The sequence below is a fragment of the Marinicella meishanensis genome, assembly GCF_019931145.1.
In the GTDB taxonomy this organism is placed as follows: domain Bacteria; phylum Pseudomonadota; class Gammaproteobacteria; order Xanthomonadales; family Marinicellaceae; genus Marinicella; species Marinicella meishanensis.
The window spans coordinates 310,625-324,608 of record NZ_JAIOUV010000003.1 but is presented as its reverse complement, the minus strand read 5'-3'; the positions used below and the strand labels follow the sequence as shown (position 1 = coordinate 324,608).

Below are 13,984 nucleotides of genomic sequence, written 5' to 3'. Positions count from 1 at the left end.
GCGTTATCAGCCTTTGCCTTTGGTGCGGGTGCGGTGCGGTTTGGCGTTTTTATCGATGAATTGAATGATCAATTTGGCCACGTCTTTACCGGTCGACTTTTCAATGCCTTCCAAGCCTGGTGAGGAATTCACTTCCATCACCACGGGGCCCCGATTGGAGCGCAAAATATCCACCCCAGCCACATTCAGGCCCATGATTTGTGCGGCTTTCACGGCCGTGCGCCTTTCTTCAGGGGACAGTTTCACCAAGGTGGCCGAGCCGCCGCGGTGTAAATTGGAGCGAAACTCACCTTCAGCCCCTTGCCGTTTCATCGCCGCCACCACTTTGCCACCCACCACGAAACAACGGATGTCGGCACCGCCGGCTTCTTTGATGAATTCTTGTACCATGATGTTGGCATTCAAGCCCAAGAACGCTTCAATCACCGATTCAGCGGCTTTCTTGGTTTCCGCCAGCACCACCCCAATGCCTTGGGTGCCCTCCAGCAGTTTAATCACCAAGGGTGCCCCACCGACCATTTTAATCAAATCCTGAATGTCATCCGGCGAGTTGGCAAAGCCGGTCACTGGCATACCGATGCCTTTGCGGGACAACAACTGCAAGGAACGCAATTTGTCTCTGGAGCGGGTCACCGCGACGCTTTCATTGACCGGATAAACCCCCATCATTTCCAGCTGCCGCAGCACCGCGGTGCCATAAAAGGTGACCGAGGCACCGATGCGCGGAATCACCGCATCAAAGCCTGACAAATCATCCCCGCGGTAATGCAAGGTGGGGTTGCTGGAAGAAATGTTCATGTAACAACGCAGGTGATCCAACACCTGCACTTCATGACCCAATTCGGTGGCCGCTTCGACCAACCTTCGGGTGGAATAAAGTTTTGGGTTTCTGGACAAGATGGCTATTTTCATGGGAATTTTTTTCCTTTGCTTTTGGTGGTGAGGTGAGAACGGTCAGGCCGCACAATCATGCCAGCCATGGCTTGACGCCCCAGCAACATGCGAAAGCGCATTTCCTGGCGACACACCAAGGTGATTTCAATCAAGCGTTCCTGGCCGCCAATGACCAGACGTGATTCCACCACGATGCGATCGGTGGTTTGGCCATTGGAACTGGTGACGGTGCGTTGGTCTTTGATCGGCAGCTCACATTCGATGGTGGTGTCGTCGTCATCCTGATGGGGTGCTAACGTGAACCGCACCCAAAGTTGGTTGTTTTTTTTGAATGGTTTGTTCTGCAAGGTGTGGATCGCGCTGGTGCGGGCACCGGTGTCGATCTTGATGTGAATCCGATCAACCCCCAAATCAGGCAGCGCGCCGTATTCTTTCCAGCCCACTTCAATGGTTTTTTTGTCGCTCATGGACTCAATCCAAATTGGTGAAGTGACAAATTTTTTCCCAGGCTTTCTGCGGCAGGTCTGCTGGCAATTGATGACCGCCATTGAACACATCCAGCCAGAAATTACCGTTTTCTGACCACCCTGCGTTCAAGAAAGTGGTGCGATCGCTTTGCATGTTGGGCAAAAACGGGTCGGTATTGCCAACCGACAAAAACACCGGAATGGTGCGGGTTGCATTACCTGGTGTGTAGCCATTGAGGTTGGCAAAAGCATCCAAATAGCCGGCACTGATGGCGTAGGCAGCAAAATACTCAGACACATTCAAGGCGATGGCATGCATCACATGACCACCGGCTGAAAAACCCCACACATAACGGCGGGTCGATTCGATGTTATAACGGGTTTCGAGGTCAATGAAGATGTCTATCAAACGGCCTGAATCTTCAACTGGCAACCAACCACCATTCAATCCGGTCGAGGCCTGTGCGGCAACTATGAAACCATGGGTCTCGGCGGTGGCAGCCCAGTAATTGCGCATCTGTTGTGCGGCGGCATTGGCATTTCCGGGTCCTGCGGCACCATGCCACAACACCATCAAAGGCATGGGCTCCAACGGGTCATAACTGGTCGGCACATAATAATGATAGGTGTTGTCACCATTGATGGTGAATTGAAACACCCCGGGAAAGGCCCCGCCACCCCCGGTGGAAGACACCGAGGTGTTTTCATTGCTGTCCTTGAACACCATGTCCGGACAGCGATTGACACTGGGCACGGTGGCTTGGGCCAGCAACACCCACAACAACAAAACCAACAAACTAATCTTTTTCAATTTCAACTCGATCCACATTTCTAAATCCTTGGGGTAACACTAAACCACGTTTGGCCCGATGTCCAATGTAATTGGTCAAATCTTTCCACTTGAAGCGGATGTACCGCGCCCCGGCATGAACCAGGAAAGAATCCTCTGGAGTGATGGCCAAAGTGGCGGCCAACTTCTCCTCACCGGACTTCAGGCGTTTGGCCGGGATGTTGATCAATTTGTTGCCTTTGCCCTTGGCCAATTCGGGTAATTCCTCCAAAGGGAACACCAACATGTAACCTGCGGTGGTGATGCACACCACATGGGCCTCAGGCAACTTCTCAATCCAGGCCGGCTTCATGGCAGAAAAGCCTTTGGGCACCGACAACACGTGCTTGCCAGCTTTCATTTTGCTGTAGAGGTTTTCCATCACCCCGTGGTAACCGTAGCCGGCATCCGAACACATCAACAAGCGTGCATTGGGCAGCTGACAGGTGACAGAGATCGGCAACATGTTGTGTTTGAAATTGAATTTGGTGGCCAGTGGCTCGCCTTGTCCCCGAGCCGAGGGCAAGGTGTGGGTCGGCAAGGAAAAGGCCCGACCATCTGGTGACAAGAACACCGAAGTCAGGTTGCTGCGTCCATGTGCATGGTCTTGGTACTCATCACCGGCCTTGTAATTCAAGCCAACGGTATCGATGTCATGGCCCTTGGCCGCTCGGACCCATCCGGCTTTGGACAGGATGATGGTGCTGGGTTCACTGGGCACCAGCTTGGTTTCATCAAACACCTGTGCCGCTTCGCGCTTGGCCAACTGGGTCTTGCGCTCGTCGCCGAATTGTTCCAAGTCTTCTTTCAGCTCATTGCGGATCAAGGTTTTCATGCGGGCCCGGGACAACAAAATGCCCTCAATTTCTTCCTTCTCGGCTTGCAACTCGATCTGCTCGGTGCGGATCTTCATCTCTTCCAGGCGTGCCAAATTGCGCAAGCGGGTGTCCAAAATGGCATCGGCCTGGATTTCTGATAACTTAAAGGCCTTGATCAACTCGGCTTTGGGGTCATCCTCTTCACGGATGATGCGAATCACTTCATCCAGATCCAAATAAGCAATCAACAAACCGGCCAAGATGTGCAAACGGGCATCCACTTTATCCAACCGGTATTGCAGGCGGCGGCGGACCGTTTCGGTGCGAAAACGCAACCATTCCTGCAAGATCATTTTCAGGTTCTTCACCTGCGGTCGTCGATCCAGGCCAATCACGTTCAAATTGGCCTTGTAGGTCTTTTCCAAATCAGAGGTCGAAAACAAGTGCAGCATCAAGGCCTCAAAATCCACCCGATTGGAGCGCCCAGTGATCACCAGGCGCACCGGATTTTCATGATCCGATTCATCCCTGAGGTCACTGACCATGGGCAGTTTCTTGGCCCGCATCTGGCTGGCGATTTGTTCCAGCACTTTGCTGCCTGAAGCCTGATGCGGCAAAGCCGTGATGATCACATCGTTGCCATCGCGTTCATACACCGCCCGCATGCGGATCGAACCATGACCGGTTTCATACATCTTCAAGATGTCGGCTTTGGGGGTGATGATTTCCGCCTGGGTGGGGTAATCCGGCCCCTGAATGAATTCACACAGCTCAGCCACTTCCGCTTTGGGGTGGTCCAACAAGTGCAAGGTGGCTGTGGCCACTTCTTTCAGGTTGTGCGGCGGCACATCGGTGGCCATACCCACAGCGATGCCTGATGCCCCATTGAGCAACACATTGGGCAAGCGCGCAGGCAACCACAAGGGCTCTTCCAAGGTGCCATCAAAATTCGGCCCCCAATCCACCGTGCCTTGGGGCAATTCACGCAACAAGGTTTTGGCATACGGGGTCAGGCGCGATTCGGTATACCGCATGGCGGCAAAGGATTTGGGGTCATCGGCCGAACCAAAATTACCCTGGCCATCGACCAACGGGTAGCGGTAAGAAAACGACTGCGCCATCAACACCATGGCCTCATAACAAGCCGAATCACCATGGGGGTGGAATTTACCGATCACATCACCGATGGTGCGCGCTGATTTCTTGTGTTTGGACTGGGCTGACAAGCCCAATTCACTCATCGCATAAATGATCCGGCGTTGCACCGGTTTCAGGCCATCACCGACAAACGGCAAAGCCCGATCCAGCACCACGTACATCGAATAATCCAGGTAAGATCGCTCGGCATACTCACCCATCGAAATGGTTTCAAAATCCATTGATTGCGTCATACAAACAGCGCCAATTCAAAAGCCAGAGATTTTACCATTCAGCCACCACTTTTTCACATGAATTCATGATTCTAACCAATTCAGTGCACAGAGGAACAATGATTTTGATTGGGAGCCAAATTGACCCCATGGTTGACCACTGATATGGCTGCAAATTTTTTCCAACCTGCTGCATTCATTGAACATTAATTGATTATACGAAACACATCGTCTAAAATCATTGATTCGACCATCATCGGAGTTGTCCATGAAAAAATGTCTGCCTACAGGTGTTTTGTTGTGTTTGCTTGCTTGGTCATTTATGACCCACGCGGTGGTTTATGACCACCATGAAATTGGCGCATTGACATCAGATCCCGAACTACACGCCTTGAGCCGCGATTACACCCAACAATACTTTACTGCCAAAGACCCTGATGCAGTTGTCATGGCGCTGCAACAGGCCGACTTGGCACCCATCCAAAAAGAGTACATTTTTCATGAGTTGTTGCTGGCTTTGGCTGCTCAGCCACCGCAACCCCAATTTCAAAGCCTGGTAGACCTGATGAAGGGATACGAGGTACAAGCCACCCGCCAGGGTCATGAAGGGCCTTTGTTGGTGCCGGTGTTTCACCTGAATAGCCAAGCAGCTGGGATTGAGAATGTGTGGACCATGTACCGCACCGAAAAGCGCCTGAATCAGCTGTTGCATCAAGACTTGGGTTTGGCATTGGACGCCATCGCTGAAATCAATGCCCAAGCCAACCCACAACGCCAGCCGCAATGGCTCGGGATTAAAAGAAGCATTGCCTCGGCCGATGCGAAAACCATCCAGGCATTGACCGAACGACTCAAAACCACTGCCACAAACATGACTGCTCATGACCGCTTGATCAGTCACTTGGGCTTGATCACCGGTGACTTGAGTTTATTGAAAATTGCCATCGGTTCTGAGGATCAACCAGTCAGGGATTGGACGTTGCGTCAGATCCCCTCATATTTGAATGAAGCCGATAGCAAATCGATGCTGCTGTATGCCGTCGAGTTGGCAGATGACGATCCATTCAGCACCAGTTTATTGGCTCCATATCAGCATGATGCCCAAGTGCAAAAAACCTTGTTGAAGCAACTGTTGAAGCCCAATACCACCGCTGCAGCGGCTTTTGCCATGACCCGCACATCAGACATCCAATTGATCAACGCGTTGAAATCTCATTACAACCTGGTCTCAAATCGTGAATCAAAGAATCACATCTTACTCGCTTTAAAAATGAATCATTCCCAAGCCGCCAGAATCGCTTTGCAAGAATTGATCACCGAGCATGATACCGATGATCAGGTGAAATCCTGGCTGCAGTCATTCAAAGGAGGTCGACCATGAAAACACCTATTGGAAAATGGTGTCTGCTGCTGGCACTGGGGTTGGGTGTGGCAGAAGCCCAAACCATCATCCGCAGTTGGACCGAAGAAAACAGTGTGCTGGGATTGGGTTATCCGGTACCCATTCCGGTCGACACCCCCGAACCTTTTGATGGCTTTCGCAGCTACAACGGCCTGTTCACCAAACACCAGTCCATGGCCATGAACAATGCCTATGTCACCGGCCATGTGGTGGGGCAGACGCATTACAACCGCGACATCTGGGCCTATGTCCTCAGTGATGCCGACAACACCACCCAATATGGCGTCAAAGAAGGGGCCATGATGATCAATGGAGGCATTCATGCCCGGGAATGGCAGTCTCCAGAAACCCTGACCCAAATCATCACCGATTTCCATGACCGCAGTGATGACCGTTCTTTTTATCAGTACCTGCTGGAAAACACCACCATCATCACCATCCCGGTTAACAACGTCGATGGCTTTTTACAAACCCAGCGATACCCCACCGACAATTGGTTGGGAGATGACATCACCAGCCCTCAATTTTGGCCCAGAGATGGCCGCATGCGACGCAAAAACATGCGTGACACCGATGAAGACTTGAGCACCCGAGAAGACCACCTTAATGGGGTCGACTTGAACCGCAACAACAACCCATACTGGGCTACCAGCAACAGCTCCTCTGGAGATGTTCGCGAATTGCGTTATCATGGGCCTTTTGTGGATTCTGAACCAGAAACCCAAGCCAGATTGGCGGCGGCTGATTTGGTGGATGACGATCAAATGCGGGTTTACACGGATGTGCACTCCTATTCGCAAGTATTTTTCTCTGAATTGACTTTCAACCAAAACAGAAACACGTTACAAACTCGGCTGTTGAATGATTTCACCAGACACCATCAAAATTTACCGGGAGCCAAACGATACCTCGATCTGCCTAGTCAGGCAGGATTTGGAATTGGTTCAACCGACGAGTACTTTGCCGTGACGTATGAAATCCCTTCTTGGACTTTGGAGATTGAACCCAGCAGTGCACCGGCCCAAGGTCAGCCTGATACCCACCCAGAATTGCCCGGGTTTGGGGCCGATTATGGCGGCTTTGCCATCAATGGCCATGATGGATTCATATTGCCTGAATCTGAAATCAAAAGGGTTCGAGAAAACCTGGCTGAGTCACATATGGTCATATGGTATGGCCAAGCCGGTCCGCCTTCCATCACCCAGCTGCGGGTGGTTGATCCGGCGACCAATGCCATTGTGTATGATGCCGAATGGGACATGGGTGAAGACGGCCAGCGGACCTTGCATCAGGTGTCATACCAAGACATCTTGTCCGGCAAAGACTACAGTTTATTGATCCGTTTTGACAAGCCCATGCGCTGGCGCAACGAGGCCGGTGAAATTGCCGCCCTGCCCGGCCAATCGACCGCTTTGGATCCCATCGTGCGGGCTGAGCTGGATGGCGTGGATGTGGACTTAAACCTGAGCAACCACCGTTGGGTCAATGAAAAATCCAGTGCCTGGGAAAGCTATGGGTTTTATCAAGACGACACCGCAGTGGTTGATTTCAACATTGACCCGGCGGTCAATGCCGCCGACACCGTCGAGCTGAATTGGCGCTTGTTCACCACCGACATGGTTGGACAAAGCCTCGATGCCGATCCCCAAACCGCGGTCACCTGGGCCGGTGGTCAATGGGTCAACTACGAGGACAGTAATGGGGTTGATTCGATCAATGGTGGGTTTGACACCACCATCAGTTTCACCGTCAGCAACCAAGCCTTTGGACCCGCTGTGGCCTACCCTTCATCGGCTTTGTATTTTGATCCGGGCCGTGGGGGCGAAGGCTTCAACATCGAAGTGCTGGATGGCAATCAGGTGCTGATGCAATGGTACACCTTTGATGACGCTGGACAGGCCCAGTGGTTCTTGTCGGCCAACCAAATAGCGGCCACCAATGCCTATTTCTTCCCGGAAGTGCTGCAAGCCTCAGGCGGGGTGTTTGGACCGGACTTTGACCCTGAAGCCGTTGAATTGTTGCCGGCTGGATCGGTGGAAATGATATTCTTGCCACCAGAACCATTTGTCACGGCCAATGATGGGACTTTGCTTAGTTTCCGCGGCCACATGAAGTACACCTATCCCGATGGCCGCAAATTCCGCACGTCGATCCAACAAATCGCGGCCGCCGACGGCATCGTTTCCCTGAGTGAGATTGATGACATCGAATTGCCACCACCAGCCCTCACTGGTGGCAGCCTGATTGGTTCGTGGTTTGACCCCACCCGTGGTGGCGAAGGCTTCCACCTGCAACAAACCATCAATGGCAACGCGGTGATCTTGTGGTACAGCTACGGTTTGGATGGCGGCCAGGATTGGTTCATTGGCAGCGGTGGCACCGTCACCGAGACGAACGGCAACGTCAACATCGTGTTCGACGAGGTGTACCAAGCCCGGGGTGGTGTGTTTGGGGCCGATTTCAACCCCAACGACGTGCAGTTGTTCTTGTGGGGCAGCATTGAATTGAACTTACAATGCACCAGCGGCACTTTTGCCTTTAACGCTTTGGATGCCGACTATGGCTCAGGCACTTACAATGTGGTGCCCATCACCCGGCCCGCAGCCAACACCCTGGTTTGTGAGCAATGATTGAACGGGCCTGAGCGCCATCAGGCCCATAATTATTGAGCACCGATCACCACAGCATCGGGCAGCTTTCTTTGTTCAACGGCAGGCCAAGCTCGACAAGGTGATCAGTGACTATTCAACAAGACCGACCAGCTGGCTGAGCCTGTCGCAGCCCCTAAGACTTGATGTACTTGCGGACTTACTGACACTTCGACAAACTCAGTGAACTTGTCAAAAAGATCGATCAGATGTTTGAACCTATCGAAGCCCAACACAACTTTAGATGAATGTTTGTCTGACCACACTTCGATTAGGCTTTGAGTTATTGCTTATGAACTGATGTTCTTAACCGGATTATGGGGTGTCTGCAGAATTGGCTTGGGCCTCAATGGCCGCCAGCAGTTCGCTGGGCAGTGTCAGGTCAGCTGCCTGGACCAATTCCTCCACATGCGCGACCGAAGTGGTGCCGATCAAAGCCGACTTCACCGCCGGGAGTTGCAACACATAGGCCAAGGCCCATTGGGTGGCGGTGCCGGTGGGTTGATCATTCAAAAACGCAAAACGGCGGGCCCGCTGTAACAGCGCGCGGTTGTTCTTCCATGCCCGCAACCAATACCACACAGACTTCATGCCACGAAACCGTTTGAAGCGCCGGTCGTAGAGTCCGCCGGCGATGGCGCCGGCCACCACCACATCCAGGTTTTGTGCCGTCAATTGGGCGATGGTTTGGGCCCGGTGTTGGGACAAGATGTTGTGATCCAGCATGATGCAGTGGAATTGGCCGCTGTCAGCAGCCAGCTGAATGATGTGGTCATCGAAGGCATTGACCCCCACCAAACCGACTTTACCCGCTGCTTGCAGTTCCGCCAGCACTTGATAGGTGTCGTCATTGAAATCTTCAGGGTTGGGCCCATGCAAAAACAACAACGGCAGCTGTTCCAGGCGCAACTGGCGCAATGATTGTTCGCACGATTGGCGAATCCACTGGGGTGAAAAATCTTTGTCCAACCGACCCAAATGACCCACCCGGGTGCCGACTTTGCTGCTGATGACCGGCGACAGGCTGCCTGCGTATTGCTGCAAGGCCAAACCCAAGCGCACTTCGGCATGACCACCCGAATAGCTGTGGCCGGTGTCGAAATAGTTGATCCCCAGTTCCAGGGCCCGGTGCACCACCTGAATGGCTTTTTTTTCAGAAAAGTACTTTTGGCCCCAGTAACTGGCACAACCCAAGCCAATGGCCGACAGTTGCAGCTGACCATGGATCAGCGTCCGGTATTTCACGTTAACCAATCTTGTGGTTGCAAAAACTCATACAAGCGGGCTTCCTGGGTGCCGCTTTCAGGCTGGTAGTTGTATCGGAATGACACCTCCGGTGGCATGGACATCAAAATGGATTCGGTGCGCCCACCGGATTGTAAACCAAACAAAGTGCCCCGGTCGTAGACCAAATTGAACTCCACGTAACGGCCCCGGCGGTATTTTTGGAATTGTTTGTGTTCATCATCAAACACACTGTGCATGTGTCGTTTGACAATCGGCACATAGGCTTCACAATAGGCATTGCCCACCGCTTGTAAAAATTCAAAACAGCGTTCAAAACCCCATTCATTCAAGTCATCAAAGAACAAACCACCCACCCCACGGGTCTCACCGCGGTGTTTCAAGTAAAAATACTCGTCACACCATTGTTTGTATTTGGGGTAAACATCCTCACCGAATGGCAGACAAGCGTCATGGGCCACTTGGTGCCAATGCCGCACATCTTCTTCAAACGGATAAAACGGCGTCAAATCAAAGCCACCCCCGAACCACCAATGGGCTGGCTCATCACCGATCGGTTTGGTGCGAAACACCCGCACGTTGGCATGCGAAGTCGGGATGAATGGATTGTCAGGATGCACCACCAACGACACCCCGGATGCCTCAAAGCCTTGCCCGGCCATCTCAGGCCGCTTGGCCGTCGCCGCGGCTGGCAACTGTGCGCCGATGACGTGAGAGAAATTCACCCCAGCCTGCTCGAACACCTCACCATTGAGCACCCGCGTGCGCCCACCACCACCGCCGACATGCTGCCAGGCATCTTCACCAAAGGCGTGGCGGCTATCTAGCTGTTCAAACTGCTGACAAATGTCATCTTGCAAGCCTTGCAGGTAAGCAATCACTGCCTTGAATTGTGCATCGTTCATAGGAGAACACCGAGTGGATTGAATGACCGATTATATCAAGTCGCAGTCAAGCTCACGTTTTTTTATTGACAGTCATTTGGTATTTCTTGGGTGTCATGCCGTACTTCTTCTTGAAGCAGGCGGCAAAGTAAGACACGGAGCTGAAGCCACAATCATCGCCCACGACACCGACTTGTAAGCCTTCGGCCAACTTGGCAGCAGCCATTTCCAGTCGATAATCGCGCAACAGATTCATCGGGCTGTCGTCCACCAAGGCTTTGACTTTGCGCTGCAGCTGCCGTTCACTGACGGCCATAGCGCTGGCCAATTGCGGCCGCATGAACATGATGTCAGGGTAATTTTCAGCAATGACTGACTTCAAATTTTTGACAAACTTGAGGTCCTGCTTGGGCAAATCCAAGTTTTCGGTGGTGCCTGAAACGCCCAAACTGGCCTGGGTCTTTTGTTGCAAAATTTTCCGCACATTCAAAACGGCCCCCAATGTGGCATGCAATTCACTGGCATCAAACGGTTTGGTCAAGTAGACATCAATGTTTTCCCGCCAGCCCTTGATGCGACTTTCTTTGGTATTCAATGCCGTCAATAAGATGATGGGAATGTGAGATGTTTTGGCGTCGTGCCGCAATATGCGGGTGACTTGAAAGCCATCCATCCCTGGCATCATCACATCACAAATGATGATGTCCGGCATTTCTTTGAGTGCTGTGGCAATGCCGCTTTGTCCACGGTCGGCATAAAAACAGTGGTATTTATCTCGCAGCACATCATCGATGTGGGTGCGCATGTCGGCGTTGTCCTCAATCACCAGAAGTTTAATGGCCGCGCTGCGCTTTTTGGCGGTGGTGGGTAATTGGTCCTCAACCATTTCATGCGCCGTTTTTTGTACCATTTGATCAACCACCGTTGACTCCATGGACACCAGTTCTTGCCATTGGGCTTGCGGCATGCGAATGGTGAATGCACTGCCCTGGCCCAACTCACTGATCAAGCTGACTTGCCCACCGTTGGCTTGGGTGATTTCTTTGACCACCGCCAGACCAATGCCTGTCCCTTGGATGTTGCGGTGGCTGTCCAAGCGGGTGAAACGGTCGAATATTGCGCTCTGGTCTTGCTCGGCTATGCCTGAACCGGTGTCTTTGACGGTGATGATCACTTGCCCATCTTGGTCCATACTGCTGAGGGTCACCTCGCCTCCCACGCCGGTGTATTTGATGGCGTTGGACAACAGGTTACCCACCACCATTTCCAAATATTCGGCGGTGGCGTGGATCTGGGACTTGGATTGGTTGTCCAAATGCAAGCGGATGTTTTTGTCTCTGGCCAAGATGGCATAAGCCTCAAACAACATGTTCAACACCGGCTCCACCGTCTGGTTTTCCCGCACCACGGCTTGTTCTTGTTCCACTTCAGACAATTTCAAAATCTGCCCCACCATCACCAGCAAACGATTGGCATTGCGTTTGATCATGTTCAACTTCGATTTGTGTGGATACAGCTCACCCTCTTTGAGCAATTCATCGGTGGGCCCCTTGATCAAAGCCAGTGGCGTCTTGAATTCGTGGGTGACATTGGCAAACAATTCATTCTTGTGATCCAACAACGACTCCACCATCTGCTTCTGGGTTTTCAGTTCCTGGGTGCGCTGATTGACCTCCACTTCAAGTTGCTGGGCCCGCCTGTTGGCCGCCGCAGTGCGGTAACGAATAAAGGCAAACAAGGCCACCACAAAAGTCAGTACATACAAGGCATAAGCCAGTGGTGAAAACCAGGGGGCAGGTTTGACTGTGATGGCCAATGACTTGGGTTGTTCAGTCCACACCCCGTCTTTATTGGCAGCCTTCACTTCAAAAGTGTATTCTCCTGGATTCAAGTTGGTGTAAGTGGCCGTTCTGTTCTTGGCATCAACCATGTTCCAAGTGTCATTAAAACCCAACAACCTGAAAGCATATCGGTTGTCCTCAGGGCTGGCATAGTCCAAAGCCGCAAACTCAAATCCAATGGTCAAATCTTGGTGATTCAGCTGCATTTTTTTTAATTGATTGACGTCCTGATTGAGCTGAAATCCACCCAACAGCTGCTCTCCCATCGTCAATGATTTGTTGAGTTGATTGACTTTTGTGATCACAATTTTTGGCGCTGTCAAATTGGTCTTGATGGCCTCTGGTTTAAAGGCAACCAATCCTTGTTTACCACCAAAGTAAACGGTGCCTGATGCACCTAGATGACTTGCTTTCTTGATGAATCCGCCATTGATTGACCCATCTTCAGGACCAAAGTGCAGCACTTCTGAATGGTTTGAATTCAACCGATAAATCCCCATGTCGCTGGACAACCACAGCGCATCATCAACCCAAATCATTTCATAAATCAGCGGCTGATTGTTTACAGTTTCAAACAAACCAGACAAATCCTCTATCTGCCCTTGGTGGTCTACATGAACCAGCACAACTTCTTCAGAAGCCAACAAGAAGCCACCCTGATTATCACTGGCCAATCCGGTGATGTGATTAACCTGCAAACCGTTTTCAAGTTGAACGGGAAATGGAACCAGTTCATTAGCTCTTAACTTAAACAAGCCCTCTTTGGCTCCAAAATAATGCTGACCCAATGTTGTTGTGATGTGTTTATCGATCAGAATTGTGGAGTCACCAGTGCCTGCCACAGGAATTTTTTGCGATATTTGCATTGATCCATCCATCAAATACAATCCGTCAGAGGCACCCAGGTAGTAATCACTGGCCCCAGCCCCAGAGATGAAATAGTTGCTGGCCAAAAAATTTGAATCACCCAATGGTTGGAATTTATGGCTTAATAAGTCAAAGCTCAACAAACCCTCGGAGGTGTTTAACCAAAACAAATCGGGCTGAACTGGGAATATTGAATAAATCAGCTTGGCTTGTGGTGTATTATCGACCAAACCTCTGGTGACAAAAGATTCACAACGCTGCGTAGATGGCTGATGCATGACCAATCCTTGCTCCGTCGCCAACCACAACATTCCACCAGGCTGTTCATAGACATCAAAAACAGTGGTTCCAGAACTGCATGACAATCCAGCGTGTTGGTTGTACATTGGATTGAAAGCCAAATTTTTTGTATCAATGAAATGAAAGCCGTTATTAAATGTACCTAACCAAAGCATGTCATTTTCACCCCCATACAAGGACATGACACTGTTGTCACTGATCTGACCAGCCGCTAAATTTCCTTTTTTGAACTGCTTTTTATTTTGGCTTCTGAAGTCATACATGTGCAATCCATTCACTGGCGTTGCAATCCACAATTGCTGATTGATGCTGACCAAGTCCGAAATTTCCATGCCTGTGAATACATCAAAAGCTGGCACAAAGCAATCGCAAACCGTGTCCAATCGATACAAACCATCAGACCTTCCCAGCCACAGTTG

Annotated in this window: 9 protein-coding genes; 2 read left to right on the top strand and 7 right to left on the bottom strand. The window is 51.3% G+C overall.

Annotated elements, in window-relative coordinates; all coding sequences use genetic code 11:
• Positions 1-6: 6 nt before the first annotated feature.
• Genes rimK through parC form a run of 4 tightly spaced genes read right to left on the bottom strand, consistent with a single transcriptional unit; the run spans position 7 to position 4,399 of the window.
• Positions 7-912, bottom strand: a complete 906-nt coding sequence (gene rimK, locus K7G70_RS06295; protein WP_223787759.1) for a 30S ribosomal protein S6--L-glutamate ligase — start codon at positions 910-912, stop codon at positions 7-9.
• Positions 909-1,361 carry an ATP-dependent zinc protease family protein gene (locus K7G70_RS06290; protein WP_223787758.1) on the bottom strand — a complete coding sequence of 151 codons (453 nt, stop codon included), beginning with the start codon at positions 1,359-1,361 and terminating at the stop codon, positions 909-911. The genes rimK and K7G70_RS06290 overlap by 4 nt, the downstream gene beginning before the upstream one ends.
• Before the next feature lie 4 nt (positions 1,362-1,365).
• Entirely contained in the window at positions 1,366-2,172 is an 807-nt protein-coding gene (locus tag K7G70_RS06285) for an alpha/beta hydrolase family protein (protein ID WP_223787757.1), read from the bottom strand.
• Positions 2,159-4,399 (bottom strand): DNA topoisomerase IV subunit A, encoded by a 2,241-nt coding sequence (gene parC / locus K7G70_RS06280; protein ID WP_223787756.1) that lies wholly within the window; start codon positions 4,397-4,399, stop codon positions 2,159-2,161. Before parC ends, K7G70_RS06285 begins: the two co-directional genes overlap by 14 nt.
• A gap of 247 nt (positions 4,400-4,646) precedes the next feature.
• On the opposite strand from parC, the gene K7G70_RS06275 reads away from it, so the two are divergent.
• Positions 4,647-5,759, top strand: a complete 1,113-nt coding sequence (locus K7G70_RS06275; RefSeq protein WP_223787755.1) for a hypothetical protein — start codon at positions 4,647-4,649, stop codon at positions 5,757-5,759.
• A complete protein-coding gene (locus K7G70_RS06270) occupies positions 5,756-8,410 on the top strand; it encodes a M14 family zinc carboxypeptidase (RefSeq protein ID WP_223787754.1) in 2,655 nt (884 codons plus the stop codon). Before K7G70_RS06275 ends, K7G70_RS06270 begins: the two co-directional genes overlap by 4 nt.
• Before the next feature lie 333 nt (positions 8,411-8,743).
• Here K7G70_RS06270 and K7G70_RS06265 read toward each other — a convergent pair whose 3' ends face one another.
• The 3 genes from K7G70_RS06265 to K7G70_RS06255 are packed head-to-tail and all read right to left on the bottom strand — an operon-like array spanning position 8,744 to position 13,096.
• Positions 8,744-9,673 carry an aldo/keto reductase gene (locus K7G70_RS06265; protein ID WP_223787753.1) on the bottom strand — a complete coding sequence of 310 codons (930 nt, stop codon included), beginning with the start codon at positions 9,671-9,673 and terminating at the stop codon, positions 8,744-8,746.
• Positions 9,670-10,578, bottom strand: a complete 909-nt coding sequence (gene hemF / locus K7G70_RS06260; RefSeq protein ID WP_223787752.1) for an oxygen-dependent coproporphyrinogen oxidase — start codon at positions 10,576-10,578, stop codon at positions 9,670-9,672. Before hemF ends, K7G70_RS06265 begins: the two co-directional genes overlap by 4 nt.
• Before the next feature lie 52 nt (positions 10,579-10,630).
• The gene (locus K7G70_RS06255; RefSeq protein ID WP_223787751.1) at positions 10,631-13,096 is read right to left on the bottom strand and encodes a hybrid sensor histidine kinase/response regulator transcription factor; all 2,466 of its coding nucleotides are present in this window, start codon (positions 13,094-13,096) and stop codon (positions 10,631-10,633) included.
• Between the last annotated feature and the right edge of the window lie 888 nt (positions 13,097-13,984).

Bases quoted from the DNA above. Each gene is read 5' to 3' on its own strand.
- rimK (WP_223787759.1), bottom strand. From the start codon at position 912: ATGAAAATAGCCATCTTGTCCAGAAACCCAAAACTTTATTCCACCCGA.
- K7G70_RS06290 (WP_223787758.1), bottom strand. From the start codon at position 1,361: ATGAGCGACAAAAAAACCATTGAAGTGGGCTGGAAAGAATACGGCGCG.
- parC (WP_223787756.1), bottom strand. From the start codon at position 4,399: ATGACGCAATCAATGGATTTTGAAACCATTTCGATGGGTGAGTATGCC.
- K7G70_RS06275 (WP_223787755.1), top strand. From the start codon at position 4,647: ATGAAAAAATGTCTGCCTACAGGTGTTTTGTTGTGTTTGCTTGCTTGG.
- K7G70_RS06270 (WP_223787754.1), top strand. From the start codon at position 5,756: ATGAAAACACCTATTGGAAAATGGTGTCTGCTGCTGGCACTGGGGTTG.
- hemF (WP_223787752.1), bottom strand. From the start codon at position 10,578: ATGAACGATGCACAATTCAAGGCAGTGATTGCTTACCTGCAAGGCTTG.